The organism is Octadecabacter sp. SW4 (assembly GCF_008065155.1).
Taxonomy (GTDB): Bacteria; Pseudomonadota; Alphaproteobacteria; order Rhodobacterales; family Rhodobacteraceae; genus SW4.
This window is the reverse complement of the sequence record NZ_CP042819.1, coordinates 1,166,050-1,186,958: the sequence shown is the minus strand read 5'-3', so window position 1 is coordinate 1,186,958 and position 20,909 is coordinate 1,166,050. Positions and strand designations below refer to the sequence as shown.

Genomic DNA, 20,909 nt, shown 5'->3' with positions numbered 1-20,909 from the left:
GCTGTCAGGCCTATGTCAGCGTGCAGCCGATATCTTCAAGGGCGGGGCCAAGATCATCGAAGGTGACGATATCCGTCAAGGCGACAACGCCGCGCGGCGTGTTTTGCGGCTGTTCCACCAGCCGTGCCGCGGTCATCGCTGCGACCCGCCCCGTAACGCGCGATTGGTTTTGACCGCGCAGGTGCAACACCGCGCTGCGGTCTTGCGCCCGGGCCCGCACCACGAGGTTGAAACTGTCAAACGGCAAGCGCAGGACACGGGACATGGCATCGACCGGACCCGCGATTTTCGCAAGCAGGCGCGGGTGCCTTGCCAGAAACGGGGCCACGTAAGGCAATACCCGCGACGACCACGCGGGCATCAGCGCCAGGGAGGATGTGACCGTTTCGACTTTCAGGTCGCCAGCCATCTTTTCACGATCCACGAAATCAACCGGGATGACCCAGCGACCGATCTTGGGCAGCGCGGGCGCAAGGGCAATCGCGCGCCCTGCCTCATTGCTGCGCGCAATGGTCCACGCCATCGCCTCGGCGCCATGATCCCCTGCCATCGCAAGCTGTATGACAAGGTCCAGGAACCGCGCATCCGGCTGATCCGCCATGATCCGATGCGCCATCAGATTGAGCAGACCGGGCGCAAGTCCGACCTCGGTCACCAGCGCAACATCGCCCGCGCGTGCGGCCCGGTGCATCGTCGCAATGGCGCGTATGAGCGGGACACTGGCGGCCACGGTAATCAGGGATATCCCCTGTTCAATGCAAATACGTGCCGCAGTTTCGGCCCCCGCCTCGGTATTGAGGATAACCAGTGACGATTGCGCAAAAGCGGCACTGGTCGAACTTTCAGATGTCACATCGACAGTGGCCGCCGTGACGCGATCATCAAAGGTGTCGGCAAATGACTGGGCCTTGGGCAGCGATCGACCCGCGACAATGATCCGGGCCTTGGGCAGCATGTGATGCAGATCAGCGACGATATAGCGTCCAACGGCCCCATATCCGCCGACGACGATGATTGGTTTTTGCGTCTTCATTGCGGACTTCCCTTGTTTTTTTTGAAAGGTCGTAGTGGCTCCAGCAGGGGGCATGTCAACGACAAACTGACCATTTGGAATCGTCGTGGAACCACGCGGACCGTGCATGATATATCCAAGGGCGCGGGTGCAAGACACCTCTGCGGTGCCCGCGCCGAGCCCTGGCGCGATCAACACGCACCGCCTTGCCTTTGGCCATGGTCTTCCTAGCTCAACGCCCAATGACGATCATCGGGCCGGTCATCGCGGCCCGATCAAATCAATACCCGGTGAACCACGCCCAAATTGGACCGGCAGGCGCGGTTTTTGCTTTACACTTTGGCTCTTGGCCCCGAGGTTCGCAAAATGGACGGAAAAGGCACTGCAACGATGAACGGATTTGCGCCACAGGACGATCCGCGGGCCTACCGCGACGCGCTTGGTGCCTTTGCCACAGGCGTGACCGTGGTCACGACCGACAGCGGTGATGGCCCCATCGGGATCACCGCCAACAGCTTTGCCAGTGTGTCGCTTGATCCGCCTTTGGTGCTTTGGTCACCGGCCAAATCCAGCAAGCGCTTTGACTATTTCGCCACTGCCCCGCATTTCGCCATTCACGTCCTTGACGGGCATCAACGCGAGGTTTGCGATGGGTTTACCCGTGACAAGGCGGCCTTTGACGGGCTGGATTGGGATCTGGATGACAACAACACCCCGCTGATCAGCGGCTGCCTTGCGCGCTTTGAATGCACGCTCGAAGCATCCCATGACGCCGGTGATCATGTGATCCTGATCGGGCGGGTCAAACGGGCGGCCTTTCGCAGCGGCATGCCCCTGTTGTTTCAGGCCGGACGGTTTGTCAGCTTCAAGGGATGATGCGCGCAGGGCAATGTCGCCCCGCGCTTATTTCATCTGCGACAAGGACACATTCACCGCCGCGCCACCATATGCAACCTGTGCATCCGCGACCAGCCGTTGCGACACGCCGTTGGAATTTGACGCCTCCGCAGCGGCATTGCCATCAATCAACCCCTGAACAAGCGCCTGGGCATCGGCCCCGCTGATCCGGTTGACGGATGGTGGTGGCGGGCCGGTTTCAGCCTCGCGTGCGGCCGGTTGTGGCGGGCCGTCAGCATCTTGGTGGGGCGGCGACGGGCGTGTAGGTGCGCTGGCCTGCGAGACGAGACCCGCGCCGGGAGGAATCGTAAGCATTCTGCTTGTCCTTCTGGTTGTTTACGGCCCCAACCTGCGGCCAAAACCTTACCAAAAGCCCAACGCCCCTGCTTATTTACGCTTGCGCAGTTTGCGATAAAGCCGGGCATTGCGCGCGATGAACTGCTCGATCATGGCACCAAGCCCGCCAAACTGCCGCCCCCTGAGGTAAAAATACCCCGCCAAGGCCCCCAGAGCGGCCCCGAAAGTATCGATTATCAGATCATACATCGTGTCCATCAGGCCCGATTTCTGCATGTTCAGCCCGAAAATCTGATCCATCGCGAACTCGAAAATTTCCCATTGCACGCCAATCGCGATGGCTACACAGAATGACAGAACCGCGATTGCGGCAGGCGGGGCGGCATATCTGTCGCCTGCGAAAAGCATGAAAATGAACAGGAATCCCAGCAAGCCAAACCCCATCGCACTGCCAAAATGCAGCGCGATATCCCACCAGAAATAACGCTCGTAAAAATCGAACACCTCGCCCAGAAACAGCGTGGCAAAGACAAAGAACACGATGGCCACCACAAAGCTGGCCGGCAATTCGACCCCAAGCCAGCGCGCAAAGCGCCGTGGCGTAAAGGTCAGCACCAGCGTGGCGAGCGCGATAAAGACCATCGACCAGCGCCCTTCGTAGACGCCGCCCGCCATCGCGAGGATCAGAATACCCTGCAACAGGCGGACAACGCGTGGATCACGAGATTGCGGCATGCGCCCCTCTACAACTGGCTGGCACTGCCCCCTATATAGGGTGCATGGATGATGAATTTCAAACAGCCCTGCGCATTGCAAGCTATAACATCCGCGCTGGCTTGGGTACGGATTTGCGCCGCGATCCGGCGCGGACGCTACGTGCAATTGCGACACTCAAGGCCGATATCGTCACCCTGCAAGAGGCTGATTTTCGGATGGGCGCGCGCCCCTCTGCCCTGCCCCGCGATCTACTGCAGGATATAACCGGCCTTGTGCCTGTGGCGGGCGATGACCGCTCGCTTGGCTGGCACGGGATTGCGCTGCTCGTGCGCCCCGAGATCACCGCAGGGGACGTTCACCGTCTTGATCTGCCCAGTGCGGAACCACGCGGCGCGATCGTCGTTGATCTGCAAAGCCCGCTTGGGCCGCTGCGTGTCGTCGGGCTGCATCTGGGGCTGCTGCGCCGCTCGCGCCGCCGCCAGCTTGATTATATCCGCGACTTCATCGCCACGCTGGCGCCGATGCCAACCGTCATCGCCGGTGATTTCAACGAACGGTCGGTCCGTGTCGGGCTGGGCCGGATCGCGCAGGACTTTACGATATTGCCCGCCGCGCGCACCTTTCCATCGGTACTGCCGCTTTTGCCGCTGGACCGGATCGCGCATTGCGACCGGTTACAGGTCCGCATGGAGCCGACACCAAAGATGCCCGCCCCGCATCCGTCCGACCACCGCCCGATTGTCGCAGCGGTATCGCCGCAGCCTAACCCCTGATCAACACGCCAAGATCAGCAACATTCGTCCCTGTCGCCCCGGTGATCAACAGATCACCCGCCTGCGCCAGCGCGGTGTAACTGTCGTTATTGGCCAGCAAGCCCGCCACGTCGCTGATCCGATCCAGAGTTCCGCTGTCGACCAATCCACCTGCCGCATCCGTTGGCCCGTCGCGCCCGTCCGTGCCCCCCTGAAGGCAGACCCAAGGTCCGGTCCAGCCCCGCGCGCGCGCCTCAAGCGCGATCCGCAGCGCCAGTTCCTGATTGCGCCCGCCACGCCCCGTGCCGCGCAACTGCACCGTGGTTTCGCCGCCCCACAGGGTGATGCCTTGACCGGCGGCGTCACAGATCCTGCGGGCGGCAGCGGCGACATCACCCGTGACGGGGTCGGCGATGACACGAGCGTCTGGCGCATGGTCCGCCATCGCACGCAGGCTGATCGGGTTCGCGCCAATCAGGCGATTGTCGGCCTTTGGAGCGGTTACTGTGGTCTCGGCGCGCGACAGGTGGGCGCGCACGGACGCAGGGCATTTTTCCCAGATATCAAGGGATTGCAGTATGGTGCGCGCCTGCGCTCTCGTGCCAAGGGGCGCAACCGTCGGCCCCGACGCCACTGCGCGCAGATCGTCGCCCATGACGTCCGACAGGATCAGCGCCGTCACCACCACAGGGGCCGCGCTGCGCAAGAAACCACCGCCCTTGAGGCGCGACAGGTGCTGACGCACGAGGTTCATTTGCATAATGTCGGCGCCCGACCCCAGCAACAGATCGTTCACCGCCGCCTTTTCCGCCAGCGACACGCCTGCCACTGGCGCGGGCAACAACGCCGACCCACCCCCGGAAATCAGCGCCAGCACATGATCTTGCACGCCCAGATTGCCAAGCGCGGCAATCACCGCATCCGCAGCGCGGGCACCGTTTTCATCGGGCACGGGGTGGCCCGCGGCAAAGACCTGCGCGCCTGCCAGCGGGGTGGCGTTTTCGTAATTCGTCACGATCAGGCAGGGCACATCGGAGCTGGCCGCCATCGCCGCCTGCGCCATGCCACGCGCCGCCTTGCCGACAGCCACGATCAGGGTCGCGGCAACAGGCGATTGTGCCAAGGCGCGCGTTGTCGCGGCAACCGGATCGGCGGCGGCCACACCTGCATCGAACAGGGCGCGGGCTTGTGCACGTTGCGCGGCGATCGTCACAAGATCACCTCTGCCAAGGGCCGTCTTGCGCGCGGTGGAGCCGCCCCCCCTGCCCGCCCGAAACGAATTGCCTGTATAAGTCGTCGATCCGGCCCGATCCCGAAACGCGCGCAGGTTTCGGCCCGCGTGGCATCATCATCGCTGATCGCCGCCATCGGCCAACCCGCCATGCCCAGGCTTGCCGCCTCAAGGCACATCCGCAGATAGGCACGTCCGCTGGTCACAGGGCTTTCGGCGACGGGGCGGTGAAACAGCGCGATAACGGGGGCCGTGTTTGTCGCCTCGGCTTCGGCTGTCAGGGTCTTGGTGCGCCCAAGCAGGTTCAGCAGCGGCCAAAGCGGACCAAGCGCCAGACCGGCACCGCGCCCCTCGGCGGGTGTCATGCGCAGGGCGGCAAGGCTCATCCCGTCATGGGGCGCGCGCGGGTGATTGGGGCGCAGGCGCATCCACTTGCGCAACTCGCGGCGAAACGGGCCCGACTGCATGATCGCAAGGCTGGCGCGGTCGTTGATATCGGCCAAAAAGGCGCGGCCGGGCACATCAGTGACCAAACGCGTGTCCGCACGGGTCCAGCCAAACAGCGCGACAGGGACCGCATCAAACAGCCCGCGCCAGGTAAAGCGGCGTTCAAGCTGGGCGTGCAAGCCGTCCTCGGCCCCCTTGCCCGTCAGGTCCAGGCGGGCAATCAGGCGCAAATGATCGGCCCCGTCATGGCCCAGATGCCAAAGGTCCGTGACCGTTGCGCCGATCTTGTGGGCCGATAGCGCCAGCACCGCCGCCTCGATCGCCGCGCCGCACGACAGCGCGGCCCCGTGGCCAGAGGGATCGGCGCGGGGCAGGATCAGGCGCGTGTCGCAATAGACGTCGGCACCGGTTTGGGTAAACATCCAACGGGTCGGCTGGGTGTTATGGACCGAGGGCGCAAGACTGGCACGGGTCACGACCTGATCAATGACTGCACCGTCAAGCATCCGCCTGCCCCATCAGCCAGGCCATGCGCTGCAGCGCTGCCAGTTCCAGTTCGGTGCGCGGTGCTGCGGTGATAGCGGGCAAGGAGAGCGCGAGCAGGCGCAGGGGCGCATCACCAACCAACAGGAAGTGGCTTGCGCCGAAGCGGGCGAAAAGATGGGCGATATGTTCCGCCTCGGCGCCCGCGTGATTGCCATCAATGCGACGCAGGACGGGTGCGCGGGCAAAGATGCGGGCCAGCACCGGGCCATCCAGATCGTCATGGGCGCTGATGTCGATAAAGGCAGCCCCCTGCACCAGCGGATGCGCGGCCAGCCCGCGCAAGAATTCGGTGGCTGTGCCGCCTTCGCCCTGGGCCATATGGCGCAGCAACGTCTGGCTTTGCAGGTCGCTGTGCAGGCTGCGGGTATCGACGTAGATCATCACCAGCAACATGGTCGCGCCGATAATCGCCAGCGTCAACAGCGCGCCCTGCCAGCCCATACCGGCAGCAATGGCAATGGCCCCCGCCGCAAAGCCCGCGCCAAGCAGTGCCGCGCCAAATCCCAGCAGAGGGGCGCCGTGGCCGGTTTGCGCCCGCGCAAGGCTTATCGCCAGCCAGCATAGAAACAATACCGCAAGGGGCGAGACCTGCACAGGCTGCCCCAGATAATCAATCAGGAAATCCGTCGCCCCCAGGGGCACCAGCAACACCAGCGACAGTGCCAGACGATCAACGGCGCGGTTTTCCGGCACGCTGAGGGTGGTGCGATCGCGTGTCAGCACCAGCCAGCCACCGATGGCAAAGCCGATCAGTTGAAAGGCCAACAGCCCGGCAAGGCGCGCCGGATCGATGCTGTCGCCAACCCAAAAAGCCAATACGGCAAAAAGCGCCGTGCCCGTGCCCACGATCAGCTTGGCCCAACGCGGCGCATGCCAACGCAGCAGCCCTTCGCTCAACAGCAGCACCGCAAGCGGCACCAGCGCAGCACCCAGCAGCACGACAAAGCGAAACGCCTCGATGCCCGTCAAAATGATCAGGGCACGACCCGCAAAGATCAGCATAAGCACACGCAAGGCAAACAGAAACCGGCGGTTCAGTGGATCAAACGGGGCGCGCGCGCGCAGCACAGCGTAAACCAGCACAATCCCGCCAAGGGCCGCCACAGACAGAAACACCTGCCCGATCATGGGGGCGACAGGGGTCATGCGCGCGCCCGCAGGATACCATAGTCCCGCTTGCTATCGGACCAGTAAATCAGTGGCAAAACAAGGCGTTGCAAAGCGACAAGCGCGCCCGCACCCAGCAGGCGGAACCGGGCGGCACGCGGCACTTCGCGTGCCAGAAAGCGGCGCATGGCGGCTGTGTCCATCCGGCCCAGTTGCAGCAGATCATCGCCGCGCCCATAGTCCAGTTGGTCGGCACAAAATGTGTTATAGCTGTCGTCGCGGTGTTTGGGAGCCACATCCCAGGTCTTTTGCAGATCATCGGACCCGCCCGTATAGGCGCGCGCGATCACAAAGCGGGATTCGTCAAAGGCGGCTTCTTTGCCCACGCCAAAAACCGGGCGATGGGAGGCCATGATCGCGCGGGCCAAGAGCAGATGCTGCAAGGGGCAACGCCCGCCATCGGGACGCGGCCAGACATCGGAAAAGACGGTGCTGACCATGCCGACGACCGCAGGCACCTGCGTGACGTTGGACACCCAAAGCGGGCGCATCTGGTTGCGGATAAAGATCAGAAAACAGGTCAGCCCATATAGCACCCAACCCAGACCCTCCTGACGCGCATCAGGGTCGATCATCACAAGACCAAGGTGCAATACCTCGCGCGGGCGCGGGCGGGTCTGGACCTGCATGATGGCAAGGGCATTGAAAGCGACAGGGGTGCCATCCGCACCGTAAACAACTGTAATAACGACATCTTTCATGACATCGGCGTCACCCGAAAACACGCCGTAGGTCAGCGCGCCGGTCAGGGTCCGCGCCGCCACATGGCGCAGATCGGCGCTTAGGTCGGACAGCGCGCCTGGCGGCATCCATGCACCGGGACGTTCAACAATACGCACGTTGCGCGCGCCTGCACGCAGGGTCACATCCATATAGCGCCGCGCGGCGGATTTCAGCAAAGGTCGGAGCATCGGGCCTCGGATCAGCTTTGGCGAACGGTAGGGCGCACGCGGGTGGCATACAAGGGCGTGATGATATGGGGAAACCCGGGTTTTAACCCACCCTATGCGGTGGCGCGCAACTTCTGTGCACCTTCCAGCGCCAATGGCGACAACCCCGCGCCGCCCGCATCCACATGGGCATAAAGCTGGTCCAGCATGCGCGGTTCCCAGAATTCGCGCAGATGGTCGGCGACGCGGCTGGCCTTGTCCGCATCGGGCTGCGTGGCGAAAAAGCTGGCGATCTGGTTGGTCATCATGACCATTTTTTCAGGCGACATGTGGCGTGGCTCCGGTCTTGATACGGGCAGAATGGGTAAATATTTCAAAGGCGTCATCGCGGGCGAGCGCGGCAATGGTGATACCGGCATCCAGCGCCGTTTGCACGGCCAAAGACGTTGGCGCAGAGACCGCGATCAGCACAGGCGCGCCCGCCACGGCGCATTTCTGCACCATTTCAACCGAAACGCGGCTGGTAATGGCAATGGCGCCACCCGCACCGCTGACACCAGCTCGGGCCATCGCGCCGATCACCTTGTCCAGCGCATTGTGGCGCCCCACATCCTCGCGCGCGGCGACGATCCCCTGCCCCGCCACATAAAACCCGGCCGCATGCACCGCGCGGGTCTGGTCATGCAATGGCTGGGCGGCACGCAGGGCTGCCATCGCCGCTGGAATATCATCGGCGGCAAGGGTCAGATCGCTGGTGACAGCGGGCAAGTCGCGCAGCGCCTGATCCAATGAATCGATCCCGCACAGGCCACATCCCACCGGCCCCGCCATAAAACGGCGGCGCGCGGCCAAAGCATCGGCACGATCATCCGACAGCCACATTTGCGCCTCAAGCCCTTGACCATGCTTGACAATTTCAAACTTCTCGATCTGGGTCAGGTCGGTGATGATCCCCTCGCTTAGGCTAAAGCCCAGGGCGAAATCATGCAGATCGTCGGGTGTGGCCATCATCACCGCCTGGGTGCTGCCGTTGTAAACCAGCGCCACCGGCACTTCGTCAGGAAGGGCGCGCGTCACCGCCTGTTCGCGGCCCTTGCGGACCGCGACGCCAGCGACGCTATGGGCGCCCTTTGTCATTCGGCGGCAGGCAGGATACGGCGCGACTTTTCGGCCTGCGCATTGTAATCTTCCTGCCAGTCCGTTGGACCGTTGGATTTCCCGACCTGCACCGCCGTGACCTTGTATTCGGGGCAGTTCGTCGCCCAATCGCTGTAGTCGGTGGTGATCACATTGGCCTGTGTATCGGGGTGGTGGAACGTCGTGTAAACCACACCCGGTGACACGCGGTCCGTGATATGCGCGCGCAGCGACGTATCCCCCGACCGGCTGGCCAGCTTCACCCAATCGCCCTCGGTCACGCCGCGCACCTCGGCGTCATGGGGATGGATTTCCAACACATCCTCGGCGTGCCAGACCACGTTTTGCGTGCGCCGCGTTTGCGCCCCCACATTATACTGCGACAAGATGCGCCCGGTGGTTAACAACAGCGGGAAACGCGCACCTGTGCGTTCCTCGGTGGCGATATATTCGGTGATGATGAACTGCCCCTTGCCGCGCGCGAAACTGTCGATGTGCATGATTGGTGCACCATCTGGGTTGGCATCATTGCAAGGCCATTGCACCGATCCGCGTTCTTCCAGCAACTCATAGGAAACATTGGCAAAACTTGGGGTCGTCGCGGCGATTTCATCCATCACTTGACTGGGGTGCGTATAGGTCCATCCGGCCCCCATCGCATTGGCCAGCAGCATGGTCACTTCCCAATCCGCATAGCCGTTCAGCGGGGCCATGACACGGCGCACACGGTTAATGCGACGTTCAGCATTGGTAAAGGTTCCGTCCTTTTCAAGAAAGGTCGAACCGGGCAGGAACACATGCGCATAATTGGCGGTTTCATTCAGGAACAGGTCGTGGACGATCACGCACTCCATCGCTTCAAGGCCCGCCATGACGTGTTTGGTATCGGGGTCGGACTGCAAGATATCCTCGCCCTGCACATACAGCCCCTTGAAGGTGCCATCGACGGCGGCGTCCAGCATATTGGGGATGCGCAGCCCGGGTTTTGCATCCAGTTCAACCCCCCAAAGTTTTTCGAACACCTCGCGGGTCGCATCATCAGAGACATGCCGATAGCCGGGCAGTTCATGCGGGAATGACCCCATATCGCAGGCCCCCTGCACGTTGTTTTGCCCGCGCAAGGGGTTCACGCCCACACCGGGACGGCCCAGATTGCCGGTCATCATCGCAAGATTCGCAATCGCCATGACGGTGGTTGACCCCTGGCTGTGCTCTGTCACGCCAAGGCCATAGTAAATCGCGCCATTGCCGCCCTTGGCAAAAAGCCGCGCCGCGCCGCGCAGCTCATCAGCGTCGACGCCGCTCAGCAGCGCGGTCGCCTCGGGGGAATGGCGCGGGTCGCTGACAAATTCGGCGTATTCGGCGAATTCATCCCAGTCACAGCGGTCGCGAATAAACGCCTCGTCCATCAAACCTTCGGTCACGATCACATGGGCGATGCTGGTCAACACGGCCACGTTTGTGCCCGGGCGCAGGGGCAGATGATGGCTGGCCGCCACATGCGGTGTTTTCACCAGATCAATCCGGCGCGGGTCAATCACGATCAATTTCGCGCCCGCGCGCAGACGCTTTTTCAGGCGGCTGGCAAAGACGGGGTGACCATCGGTGGGGTTCGCGCCGATGACGATTGCAACGTCAGTATGTTCAACAGAATCAAAGTCTTGCGTGCCAGCGGATGTGCCAAATGTGGTCTTCAACCCATAGCCCGTCGGCGAATGGCAGACCCGCGCGCAGGTGTCGGTGTTGTTGTTGCCGAATGTCGCGCGGATCATCTTTTGCACCAGGAAGGTTTCTTCGTTGGTGCAGCGGCTTGACGTGATGCCGCCAATCGCCTGTTGCCCGTGTCTGGCCTGCAGATCACGCAGCTTTTGGGCGGTGAAACCAATCGCCTCCTCCCAGGATACTTCGCGCCAAGGATCGGTGATCTTGTCGCGGATCATCGGTGATGTGATGCGGTCGGCGTGATTGGCATAACCATAGGCAAAGCGGCCCTTGACGCAGGAATGGCCGCGATTGGCCTTGCCGTTCTTGTAAGGCACCATGCGCACCAATTCGTCGCCATTCAGTTCCGCCTTGAACGAACAGCCGACCCCGCAATAGGCACAGGTCGTGATGACGGACCGTTCCGGCGTGCCCAGTTCAATCACCGATTTTTCCTGCAAGGTCGCCGTCGGGCAGGCCTGCACGCAAGCGCCGCAGGACACACAATCAGAGGCCAGAAAATCATCCGACGCCGTGCCAGCGGCCACGCGCGAATTGAACCCCATGCCTTCGATGGTCAGTGCGAATGTTCCCTGCACTTCCTCGCAGGCGCGCACGCAGCGGCTACAGACAATGCATTTGGCCGGATCATACGTGAAATAGGGGTTGCTATCATCCTTGGGGATGAATTGCGGATTGATGTCGCCACCGGCGTTGCGTGCCTCGAAATGCGTCGCCACAGCCTCGTAGCGCACATCGCGCAACCCGACCATTCCGGCCATATCCTGCAATTCGCAGTCGCCATTGGCTGCACAGGTCAGGCAATCCAGCGGATGATCGGAAATATACAATTCCATAACGCCTTTTCGGATCTTCTTGACCTTGGAAGATTGCGTTTTGACAATCATTCCCTCAGCCACCGGGGTGGTGCAAGACGCCGGCGTGCCCCGTCGCCCCTCGATTTCGACCACACAAAGGCGGCAAGACCCGAAGGCCTCAAGACTATCTGTCGCACAAAGCTTCGGCACGGCAATGCCCGCCTCGGCCGATGCCCGCATGACACTCGTGCCCTCGGGCACCGTCACATCAAAGCCGTCAATCGTCAGCGTGATCACCTTGGTGGATCGCGACGCAGGCGTGCCCATATCTGTGGGGATGATGAAATCTCTCATGGCAAATCCTTCCAAACTTCATCTTGGCCAAAAAACTCTGCGGGGGTCTGGGGGTGCAAAACCCCCAGCCGGTCGGATTTGCGCAGCAAATTCGAAAACATCATTCCGCGGCCTCCTTCTTGGTGGCGAAATCATCGGGGAAATGCGTTAGCGCCGACATGACGGGGAACGGGGTGAACCCGCCCAGCGCGCACAGGCTCCCGTCACGCATTGTATCACAAAGATCGGTCAAAATCTCGACGGCGGCACTGTCGCCGCGCCCGATCCGGTCAATGGTTTCAACGCCGCGCACCGCACCGATCCGGCAGGGCGTGCACTTTCCGCAAGATTCCACGGCGCAAAATTCCATCGCGAACCGCGCCATGCCGAGCATATCGGCGCTGTCGTCAAACACGACAATACCGGCATGACCGATCAAGCCGCCCTGCCCGTCAAATTCCTCATACCCGAAGGGCGTGTCGAATTTGGCGCGTGGGAAATAGGCCCCCAAAGGCCCGCCGACCTGCACCGCCTTGACGGGGCGGCCCGTGGCGGTGCCACCGGCGATCTCGTCAACCAGCTCACCCAGGGGCATGCCAAAGGCGGCCTCGAACAGCCCGCCATGGGCCACGTTTCCGGCAATCTGGATCGGGATCGTCCCGCGCGAGCGGCCAAGGCCGAAATCCTTGTAATGCTGCGCGCCTTTCTCCAAAATCACCGGCACCGTGGCCAGCGAAATCACGTTGTTCACCACCGTTGGCTTACCCATGAACCCTTCGAGCGCGGGCAGTGGCGGCTTGGCGCGCACAACACCGCGCTTGCCCTCCAGCGAGTTCAACAGCGACGTTTCCTCGCCGCATACATAGGCCCCGGCACCAACGCGGATTTCCATATCGAACGCATGATCGCTGCCCAGAACAGCCGCGCCCAAAACGCCGCTTTCACGCGCGATTTCAACGGCCTGCGACATGATCTTAATAGCGTCTGGATATTCGCTGCGCAGGTAGACATAGCCCTTGGTCGCGCCAACGGCGATACCGGCAATCACCATCCCTTCGATCAAGGTGAACGGATCGCCCTCCATGATCATCCGGTCGGCAAAGGTGCCGCTGTCGCCCTCATCGGCGTTGCAGACGATGTATTTCTGATCCGCTCGCGCACCTGCCACCGTGTTCCATTTGATCCCTGTCGGGAACCCCGCGCCACCACGGCCACGCAGCCCGCTTTCGGTGACTTCGGTCACGATCTCAGTGCCCGTCATACCCACCGCGCGGCGCAGGCCAACCAGCCCGCCATGCGCGCGGTAGTCGTCCAGATCAAGCGGGTCGATCACGCCACAGCGGGCGAATGTCAGGCGGGTTTGCTTTGCAAAAAACGGGATATCGGTGGCCGTGCCGTGGCCTTTTAGTTTGCCATCCAGCAGGGCCGGCACATCGGCGACCGAAACCGGCCCAAAGGCCGCGCGGTCCTCGCCGACTTCGACCAGCGGTTCCAGCCAGACCATGCCCCGCGACCCGGTGCGCACTACCTGCACGTCCATGCCGCGCTTTGCTGCCTCGCGCGTAATCGCATCGGCAACCGCGTCCGCGCCCAGCGCCCTGGCCGCGCTATCAAGGGGAACGTAGATTTTCATGCGCCCGCCTCCGCCAGAAGTTCATCCATTTTCGCCCCGTCCACCCGACCCAGAACGCGGTCATCAACCATCGCGGCGGGGCCGCAAGCGCATAGACCTAGGCAGTAGACCGGTTCGACCGTCACCGCGCCATTGGCCGTGGTGCCGTGCCAGTCCACGCCCAGTTTCGCAAGTGTCGCCTCAGCCAATCCATTGGCCCCCATCGCCTGACAGGCCTCGGCACGGCAGATTTTAACGATATGGCGGCCTGCGGGGGCATCGCGGAAATCGTGGTAAAACGTCACCACCCCATGCACTTCGGCCTTCGAAATATTAAGGTGATTGGCGATGATCGGCTGCACGTCTTCCGGGATGAAACCCATCTCGGCCTGCACCGCGTGCAGGATCGGCAAAAGCGGCCCTTCCAGCCCGTCATGTGCGGCCAGAATACGGGCCATTGTATCTTTGGTGGCTTGGCTGGCGGACATGATAGACTCCCTTGCGTGCGCCCGCGAGGTATCGCGCAGGTCACGCCGGTAATCAATATCGCAATTCCGTTGTTTGATAGGAGTAACCTATCATGGCACCCTGTGGTCTGAAATCGACTGGGCTTGCGCCAAAAGCGCCGCCAACACGGGCGTATGCGGTTCGCGATAGGGTGCGATCAGGCCCACGGCGTGGCTGGCGTCGCTGCCAGTCAGCGGCACAGCGGCCAAATCACCGGCTTTCAGGAATATCTGCGCTGCGCGCAGGGGCAGAACGGTTGCCCAATTGGCCTGCAAGACATGGCTGATCAGCACAACGGTCGATGAGGCTTCGACCTTGGGGGCGATGTCGACGCCCGCCTCCGTCAAATGCGCATTGATGATCCGGCGGTTTTGCATATCAGGCGTCAGCAGGCCCAGCGGCAGATCGCCCAGCGCGGCCCAAGCCACCCCCGCCTGCCCGGCCAGCGGATGATCGGCGCGCACAACCAGCACGTAGCGTTCGGCATAAATCGGCACGGTTGTGACGCGCCCAAGTGGTTCGTTTTCCAGATAGGTCACGCCCGCGTCGATCTGCAAATTCTCCAGCATTGTCAGGATCTCGGCCGATGTCCGTGACAGCACCGTAAAACGCACACCGGGGTGTTTCACCGTGAACCCCGCTGTCAGATCCGACACGACCGTCAGTGCCGTGGGGATGACCGCAAGGCGCAGGTTGCCCGACAGGCCTTGACGCGCGGCGCGCATTTCCTCGCGCATGGTGCGCGCATCGCCAACGATCTGGCGCGCCCATTCCAGCACGCGCTGGCCTTCGGGTGTCAGCCCCTGAAACCGCGATCCACGCCAGACCAGCATCACCCCAAGGCTATCCTCAAGCTGCTTGATGGCGGCTGACAGGGTGGGCTGGGTCACACCCATGCTTTGGGCAGCGCGGCCAAAGTGTTCTTCGCGTGCAAGGGCGATGAACATGTCCAGTTTGTCGATCATCAGGGGTGCACCTTTGGCTGTGGTCATGCCAGCCTAGCAGGGCACAGGCGGGCGCACCACTAGATCAATCGCGGTCGGGCATCCGCGATTCCGTCAAGCGCAGCGCGCGCAAGATCGTCGTTCAGGCGCGCGTGATCCTTGGTCGTATCAACCGCCCGCCAAATACCGCGGTGGCGCAGGGCCACCGCCTGTTCGGCCGCGATCAGGCGTGCCATCGGTTCACGCTCCAGCATTTCGTGCGGGGCGTGGATATGGGGCAGAATCGCGGCTGAAACCGCAAAGATACCACCATTCACCCAGCCACGATCGAGCGGGGGTTTTTCTGTGAAATCAGTGATTTTATCACCCTGCAACCTGGCAATTCCCCAGGGCATATCCGGCTGCACCGCCAGCATGGCAAGAGCGGCCTGGCGGGACCGGCGCAGGGCCAGCAGATCGGCCAGGGGTGCATCGCTCAGCACATCTGTGTAAGCCAACAACGCCCCCTCGCCCAGCATGGCGGCGGGCAGGGTTGCCAAACGGCCAGCGGTCCCCAGATCGGGGGCGGATTGGCGCAGGGTGATGTGCGTGGGTGCATGGCCGCGGACCTGCAATTGCCCAGTTCCCAGACCTGCGCAAATTGCAGCGTGAGCGGCACCGGTCAGCACGGTAATCGCGCCCGCACCGCCACGCACCAGCATCGCGGCCACATGCAGAATCAAGGGCGCATCCGCGATGGGTGCAAGTGACTTGTGCAATCCCGTTGCCCCCGCAAACCGCAGGCTGTCGCCGCCCGCAAGGATAATGCCGTGGGGCTTGCTCATGTGGTTGAGCCCCTGTCGGGTGATACGGACGCAAGGGCGCGCAACATCCCCGCGCCGCGCCGCGCAAGCCAGCGCAGAGGGCCAAAGCCGCGGCCCGCTAGTCCTTGCTGGGTATGCAGCAGTTGAAAGCTGGTCAGCGCAAGGCGCGCGCGCAGGGGCCGCGTGTCAAATGCCGGATCATCGCGAAACAACGCCGCCACGTGACGCATGAAAAAGACCCGCCGCCACGGGCCGCGTTCCTGAGTATACATCAGCGCGCGATAGGTCGCGACGGGCGTTTGTCCGCGCGTCATGGCCGGCACGTCAATCCGCGCGCAGTTGCCGCGCAGCGCCAACTTGGCCACGCTGTAATGGTCCCAGCCTTCGGGGGCGGTGGCAGGGATCAACCCGTCAAGGCAATCGGCCCGCAGCAGCCCGTAAATACGACTTGCGTCGTAGCTGCGCATCAATGCCCTGGTCCAGCGCGACAGCGGCTTGCCCGCAATTGGCACCGTGCCCTTGGACAGGCGCCCGCGGCCTTCGCCGTCAACCATCGTGATCTGGCCGCAACAGACCGCAAGCGTCGGATCGGCCTGCATGACGCGCACGGCTTCGTCAATGAACGCCCGGTCCCAGCGATCATCGGCGGGGGCAAACATGAAATAGGCAGTATCGCAGCACATGAGCGCACGCCTGTAACTATCTTGAATACCTACGGAATTTTCGAAACGATGCAGGGTCACCCGGCGGTCGCGGGCTGCGATATCCGCCACGATCGCGGCGGTGTCATCGGTGCTCGCATTATCACATACATGAATATGCAGATGCGGATAGGTTTGCGCCAAAAGGCTTTTCAGGGCCTTGGCGATACCCGCGCCACCGTTGCGCACGGGCATGCCGATACTGACCACGGGCGGGGCAAGGGCGGGGTCCGATTGCGCCGCAAGCACGGCGCGTTCCGCGACCAGATCCAGCCGCCCCGAGGCCGCAACAGCACGCTCCGCCCCTGCCATGGTGATCCCATCATCCACGGCGGCGGCGTTGCGCTGTTTGGGCAAGGGCAAAGCGACGGCGGGAAGGTCAAGCCAGTGCAGCACCCGCGCCATCGTGGCCTGGGGTGCATAGGTGAGCGCATCATGGGTGATCACGTGCAAGCGGTCGCCAAATACGGCCTGCCAGGCGGCCAGGGGTGCCGCGACTTCGCTGTAGCGCAGGTAATCCCAGGTCGGGGCCCAGCCCTTGGCCAGGCGATCGGGTCCAAGCGACAAGGCGGCGGCGAAATCGGTGCTGTCTTCCCATCCGAGCTGGCGAAACAGGCGCATCTGTGACAAGGCGCGCGCCACCGGATCGCGCAGCATGACGATCACGCGAATATCGGGGCCAAGCCGATCGCGCAGGCGCGTGGCCATAGCGGCGCCTTCGGCAAAATAGTTTGGTGTTGCTTCCAACCTGTAGCGCGCGGTCAGTCCGGGCGCGTAAAGTGCGGCATAATCCTGCGGATCGCTCATCAATCCGCCCCAGACCTGCGCCTTTTTGCCTGCCAGATACTGCGCAAGGGGCGCTGTAAATGCTTCGGCTTCGGGGCCACCCAGTGGCCATCGGTCTGCCAGGTGGTAATGCGGCTCTTTCACGGGCGGGGCGAAGATATCAGGATGCTGCCCCAGCCAGCCCCATAAAAACGTTGTGCCAGCACGCGGCGCACCGATGATCAACAGGTTCGGACCAGCCGTGGTGATTTTTGCTTCCGTCATTGTGATCAAGTGGTTAGCATGGTTTTCACAGGGAGCGGAGTTTTTTTGCTGTGAAAGTCATCGTAACTGGGGCGGCCGGTTTTGTCGGTGCCTGCGTTATCGCGGCCTTGCGCGCGCGGGGCCATCAGGTTGTCGCCTGTGATATCGGCTGGTTCAGTGCGGCGCGCACGGATCGGGCCGCATATGTGCCGTGTGATTTTCGCCAACTGCGCAGCGTGCAGCTGGAAGGCGTTGCCGCGATCATCCATCTGGCGGGCTTTTCCAACGATCCGCTGGGTGCGCTGGCCCCTGACGTAACACATGCGTTGAACACCGCTGCGACCCTTGATCTTGCGCGGCGCGCCCGTGCAGCCGGGGTTGGCGCATTTGTCTTTGCCTCAAGTTGCAGCGTTTACGGCGATAGCGGTGCTGCCGCGCTTGACGAGGGTGCGCCGATCGCACCGTTGACCCCCTATGCGCAGGCCAAGACCGATGCGGAAACCGGATTGTTGGCGCTGGTCACACCGCAGTTTCGCGTGGCGGCCCTGCGCGGCGCAACTGCCTTTGGCCCCTCGGCCTGCCCGCGCACCGACTTGTTATTGAACGAACTTTGCGCGCTTGCCGCCTGCGGCAAACCGCTGACGCTGACATCGGATGGCCAAAGCTGGCGCCCCTTCATGCCGGTGCAGGATTTCGCCCGCGCCTTTGTCGCGGCATTGCACCCGCCTGCCCTGCCAACGCCCCGCCCGATCTGGAATATCGCCCCGCCGCAGATGCAGATGACCGTGGCACAGGCGGCCCAGCGCGCAGCCCGGGTCGCGGGCGCTGCCCCGCCCGTGCTCGGCGCGAATGCCGGGCGCGATTTGCGCTCTTATCAGGTTCTTGGATCCGCATTTTCGCGCGCCTATCCGGCGTTTGCCTATAGCGATGATTTTGATGCCGCGGTGCGCGAAACCGTCGCCAGTTTCCGCGCCCTGCCCAATCTTGCAGGCGACCTTGCGGCGCGGCGGTTCGTGCGCCTTGCCAACCTGCCCGCAAGCGCGACCAGACAGGCGCGCGATGCCCTTTAAGCTACGCCAGTGTCGCGCCTGTGGTGGTGCGGTGACGGATATCCTTGATCTGGGGGCCAGTCCGATCGCCAATGCCTTGCTATCTGAGCCCGATGCCGATCCCCCCCGCTACCCGCTTGGGCTGGTGGATTGCGCTGAATGTGGGTTGGTTCAAAACCGCACAGCCCTGCCCGATGATCTGCTTTTTGCACCGGATTATCCCTATTTTGCATCGGTTTCCGCGGCCGTGCGCGCCCACGCGGATGATATCGCCACCGCCCTTGCCAGCCATCTGCCCAAAGGCGCGACCACGCTTGAGGTCGGCAGCAATGACGGGGCGGTGCAAGCGGCGCTGGCCCAGCGCGGAATCACAGCCATCGGCATTGATCCGGCAACCGGCCCGGCACTGGCGGCGCGCGCCAAGGGGCTGACCGTGATCAACGCGGGCTTTGACGCCCGCGTTGTTGATCAGGTGTTAACAGACCACGGCCCCGTCACGGCGGTGCACATGTGCAATGTGTTGGCCCATGTAAATACTCCCAAACAATTGATTAAAAATGCGAAATCCGTGCTGGCGCCGGGTGGTTTCATCATGATCGAGGTGCAGTCATGGCGCGCACTTGTCACGGCGGGCGCGTTCGACATGGTATATCATGAACACCACGCGCATTTCTCGCTGGGCTCCCTGGCGGCCCTGTTGCGCGATGCCGGATTGGGCATCAAAGCCGTCGAAGATATCGCCATGCAGGGCGGTAGTTTGCGGGTCTGGTGTCAGCCTGACACGGCTCACAGCGCTGATATTGCCCCCGCGATCAAGGCCGAGGCCGCCGCCCTTGCCGATGCCCCCGCCCGGTTGGACGCCGCCCTCAAGCGGTTTCGCGGTGATGTGGCGCGCTTCTTGCATGACCTCGGGGATCGCCCGCTTTATGGCTACGGTGCTGCGGCCAAAACGGTGACACTGATCGCCGCATCGGGCTGTGACTGGCCGCTGCAAGCGGTGGCGGATGCTGCGCCGTCCAAGATCGGGCGGTATCTGCCCATGGGCGGCGTGCCAATCATTGCGCCCGCCGCGCTTGAAGCCCGCGCGCCCGCCACCCTGTTCCTGTTTGCCTGGAACATTGCGCGCGAAATCGCGCCCCGTTTTGCGGGCAGCCGGATCATGGTGCCCGTCCCCCATCTGCACGAGTTGACATGACCGCCTGTCCCTGCTGCGCATCGCGCGAGACCGCGCACCTGCTATCCACGCCGCCCGTGCCGGTGCACTCTTGCGTTCTGGTGCGTGATGCACGTGAATCCCTTGCGACGCCGCGCCGCCCGATCGATCTGTGGCACTGTGCAACTTGCGGATTTCTTTGGAACATTTCCTTTGATTCCAGTTTGATCCACTATGGCCCCGACTATGAGGGGACACAGATTTTTTCGCCCGTCTTTCGCGCCTATCTGGCGCAGCTTGGGCGCGACTGGATCGCCAGATATGCGCCCAAGGCGCGCCAGATTGTCGAAGCGGGTTGTGGTCAAGGCGAGTTTCTGGAGGTGCTGGCCAAGGTCACAACAGCCGATCTGCAGGGCTTTGATCCCGCCGCCCGCACCCTAGCGGGGGCGCGTTTTCGCATCACCGCGACGGAGCTGCCCCAGGGCGGCGAGCAGGCCGATCTGGTGATCAACCGCATGACGCTGGAACATGTCCCCGATCCGCTGGCGTTTACTCGGGTGCAGGCGACATGGCTGGCCAAGGGTCGCACGCTGATCAGCCAGGTGCCACACGCGGCGCGGATGATTGCCGATCATCTGACCTGCGATCTGCTTTATGAACACGTCAACTATTTCACGCCCACCGCGTTGTCAGCCCTGATGATCCGCGCCCGATTGGCACCGCTGGCGCCCGAGATCACGTTTGATGGCCAGCATCTGGGGATGGCAGCAACCAAAGATACCCCACCCGCGCGCGCGCAAACCCGCGCACCTGTGCCCACCGATTTTGCCAGTGCCGTCGCCGCATTTGGACCAGAGTGGCGCGCCAGACTGACCGGTTTGCATTCTCAGGGTCGCGCCATATGGCTCTGGGGTGCAGGCTCGCGGGCGACGGCGTTTCTGGCGCATCTGGGCACACCCGGGCTGGTGGCAGGGGTCATCGATATCAACCCCAACCGTGCGGGCAGCTATGTTTTGGGCACTGAAGTGATGACACACACGCCCCAAGCGATTTCAGGCAAAAGTGATATCGCCTTGATTGTAATGAACCCGATTTATAGTGACGAAATCGCCCGAAACCTGCAGGAAATCGGGACAAAAGCCGAAATTTTCGCCATTTAGTTAAAT

Annotated in this window: 20 protein-coding genes; 5 read left to right on the top strand and 15 right to left on the bottom strand. The window is 62.7% G+C overall.

Features of this window, described 5'->3' with window-relative positions; genetic code table 11:
- Nucleotides 1-10 precede the first annotated feature (10 nt).
- Nucleotides 11-1,033 carry a saccharopine dehydrogenase NADP-binding domain-containing protein gene (locus FTO60_RS05925; protein ID WP_172623814.1) on the bottom strand — a complete coding sequence of 341 codons (1,023 nt, stop codon included), beginning with the start codon at nucleotides 1,031-1,033 and terminating at the stop codon, nucleotides 11-13.
- A gap of 345 nt (nucleotides 1,034-1,378) precedes the next feature.
- Between FTO60_RS05925 and FTO60_RS05920 the strand changes: the two genes are divergently transcribed.
- On the top strand, nucleotides 1,379-1,888 hold the full coding sequence (locus tag FTO60_RS05920; RefSeq protein WP_254696900.1) for a flavin reductase family protein: 510 nt from the start codon (nucleotides 1,379-1,381) through the stop codon (nucleotides 1,886-1,888).
- Between the two features lie 27 nt (nucleotides 1,889-1,915).
- On the opposite strand, the gene FTO60_RS05915 is transcribed toward FTO60_RS05920, so the two are convergent.
- Complete coding sequence (locus FTO60_RS05915; RefSeq protein WP_148055097.1) at nucleotides 1,916-2,224, bottom strand: hypothetical protein; 309 nt, start codon at nucleotides 2,222-2,224, stop codon at nucleotides 1,916-1,918.
- Between the two features lie 72 nt (nucleotides 2,225-2,296).
- The gene (locus FTO60_RS05910) at nucleotides 2,297-2,941 is read right to left on the bottom strand and encodes a hypothetical protein (RefSeq protein ID WP_148055096.1); all 645 of its coding nucleotides are present in this window, start codon (nucleotides 2,939-2,941) and stop codon (nucleotides 2,297-2,299) included.
- 44 nt (nucleotides 2,942-2,985) lie between these two features.
- Here FTO60_RS05910 and FTO60_RS05905 point away from each other — a divergent pair, with 44 nt between their 5' ends.
- The gene (locus FTO60_RS05905; RefSeq protein ID WP_148055095.1) at nucleotides 2,986-3,696 is read left to right on the top strand and encodes an endonuclease/exonuclease/phosphatase family protein; all 711 of its coding nucleotides are present in this window, start codon (nucleotides 2,986-2,988) and stop codon (nucleotides 3,694-3,696) included.
- On the opposite strand, the gene FTO60_RS05900 is transcribed toward FTO60_RS05905, so the two are convergent.
- From FTO60_RS05900 to FTO60_RS05845, 12 genes are all read right to left on the bottom strand, one after another.
- Entirely contained in the window at nucleotides 3,686-4,888 is a 1,203-nt protein-coding gene (locus FTO60_RS05900) for a glycerate kinase (protein WP_368074263.1), read from the bottom strand. The genes FTO60_RS05905 and FTO60_RS05900 overlap by 11 nt on opposite strands.
- Nucleotides 4,885-5,859, bottom strand: coding sequence for a hypothetical protein (locus tag FTO60_RS05895; protein ID WP_148055094.1), 975 nt, complete (start codon nucleotides 5,857-5,859; stop codon nucleotides 4,885-4,887). Before FTO60_RS05895 ends, FTO60_RS05900 begins: the two co-directional genes overlap by 4 nt.
- Nucleotides 5,852-7,045 carry a hypothetical protein gene (locus FTO60_RS05890; protein WP_148055093.1) on the bottom strand — a complete coding sequence of 398 codons (1,194 nt, stop codon included), beginning with the start codon at nucleotides 7,043-7,045 and terminating at the stop codon, nucleotides 5,852-5,854. Before FTO60_RS05890 ends, FTO60_RS05895 begins: the two co-directional genes overlap by 8 nt.
- Nucleotides 7,042-7,977 (bottom strand): hypothetical protein, encoded by a 936-nt coding sequence (locus tag FTO60_RS05885; protein WP_148055092.1) that lies wholly within the window; start codon nucleotides 7,975-7,977, stop codon nucleotides 7,042-7,044. The genes FTO60_RS05890 and FTO60_RS05885 overlap by 4 nt, the downstream gene beginning before the upstream one ends.
- A 92-nt stretch (nucleotides 7,978-8,069) precedes the next feature.
- A complete protein-coding gene (locus FTO60_RS05880; protein WP_148055091.1) occupies nucleotides 8,070-8,285 on the bottom strand; it encodes a formate dehydrogenase subunit delta in 216 nt (71 codons plus the stop codon).
- Complete coding sequence (fdhD, locus tag FTO60_RS05875; RefSeq protein ID WP_148055090.1) at nucleotides 8,275-9,093, bottom strand: formate dehydrogenase accessory sulfurtransferase FdhD; 819 nt, start codon at nucleotides 9,091-9,093, stop codon at nucleotides 8,275-8,277. The genes FTO60_RS05880 and fdhD overlap by 11 nt, the downstream gene beginning before the upstream one ends.
- On the bottom strand, nucleotides 9,090-11,966 hold the full coding sequence (gene fdhF / locus FTO60_RS05870; protein ID WP_148055089.1) for a formate dehydrogenase subunit alpha: 2,877 nt from the start codon (nucleotides 11,964-11,966) through the stop codon (nucleotides 9,090-9,092). Before fdhF ends, fdhD begins: the two co-directional genes overlap by 4 nt.
- Before the next feature lie 100 nt (nucleotides 11,967-12,066).
- On the bottom strand, nucleotides 12,067-13,578 hold the full coding sequence (locus tag FTO60_RS05865) for an NADH-quinone oxidoreductase subunit NuoF (protein ID WP_148055088.1): 1,512 nt from the start codon (nucleotides 13,576-13,578) through the stop codon (nucleotides 12,067-12,069).
- Complete coding sequence (locus FTO60_RS05860) at nucleotides 13,575-14,045, bottom strand: formate dehydrogenase subunit gamma (protein WP_148055087.1); 471 nt, start codon at nucleotides 14,043-14,045, stop codon at nucleotides 13,575-13,577. Before FTO60_RS05860 ends, FTO60_RS05865 begins: the two co-directional genes overlap by 4 nt.
- Nucleotides 14,046-14,135: 90 nt before the next feature.
- Nucleotides 14,136-15,029 carry a LysR family transcriptional regulator gene (locus FTO60_RS05855; RefSeq protein WP_148055086.1) on the bottom strand — a complete coding sequence of 298 codons (894 nt, stop codon included), beginning with the start codon at nucleotides 15,027-15,029 and terminating at the stop codon, nucleotides 14,136-14,138.
- A gap of 59 nt (nucleotides 15,030-15,088) precedes the next feature.
- Nucleotides 15,089-15,832 carry a sugar phosphate nucleotidyltransferase gene (locus FTO60_RS05850; protein ID WP_148055085.1) on the bottom strand — a complete coding sequence of 248 codons (744 nt, stop codon included), beginning with the start codon at nucleotides 15,830-15,832 and terminating at the stop codon, nucleotides 15,089-15,091.
- Nucleotides 15,829-17,562 carry a glycosyltransferase gene (locus tag FTO60_RS05845; protein ID WP_148055084.1) on the bottom strand — a complete coding sequence of 578 codons (1,734 nt, stop codon included), beginning with the start codon at nucleotides 17,560-17,562 and terminating at the stop codon, nucleotides 15,829-15,831. The genes FTO60_RS05850 and FTO60_RS05845 overlap by 4 nt, the downstream gene beginning before the upstream one ends.
- Before the next feature lie 50 nt (nucleotides 17,563-17,612).
- Between FTO60_RS05845 and FTO60_RS05840 the strand changes: the two genes are divergently transcribed.
- Genes FTO60_RS05840 through FTO60_RS05830 form a run of 3 tightly spaced genes read left to right on the top strand, consistent with a single transcriptional unit; the run spans nucleotide 17,613 to nucleotide 20,903 of the window.
- Nucleotides 17,613-18,611 carry an NAD(P)-dependent oxidoreductase gene (locus FTO60_RS05840; protein ID WP_148055083.1) on the top strand — a complete coding sequence of 333 codons (999 nt, stop codon included), beginning with the start codon at nucleotides 17,613-17,615 and terminating at the stop codon, nucleotides 18,609-18,611.
- Nucleotides 18,601-19,785: a class I SAM-dependent methyltransferase gene (locus FTO60_RS05835; RefSeq protein WP_172623813.1), complete on the top strand. Its 1,185-nt coding sequence runs from the start codon at nucleotides 18,601-18,603 to the stop codon at nucleotides 19,783-19,785. Before FTO60_RS05840 ends, FTO60_RS05835 begins: the two co-directional genes overlap by 11 nt.
- Nucleotides 19,782-20,903: a bifunctional 2-polyprenyl-6-hydroxyphenol methylase/3-demethylubiquinol 3-O-methyltransferase UbiG gene (locus FTO60_RS05830; protein WP_148055081.1), complete on the top strand. Its 1,122-nt coding sequence runs from the start codon at nucleotides 19,782-19,784 to the stop codon at nucleotides 20,901-20,903. Before FTO60_RS05835 ends, FTO60_RS05830 begins: the two co-directional genes overlap by 4 nt.
- Nucleotides 20,904-20,909: the final 6 nt, after the last annotated feature.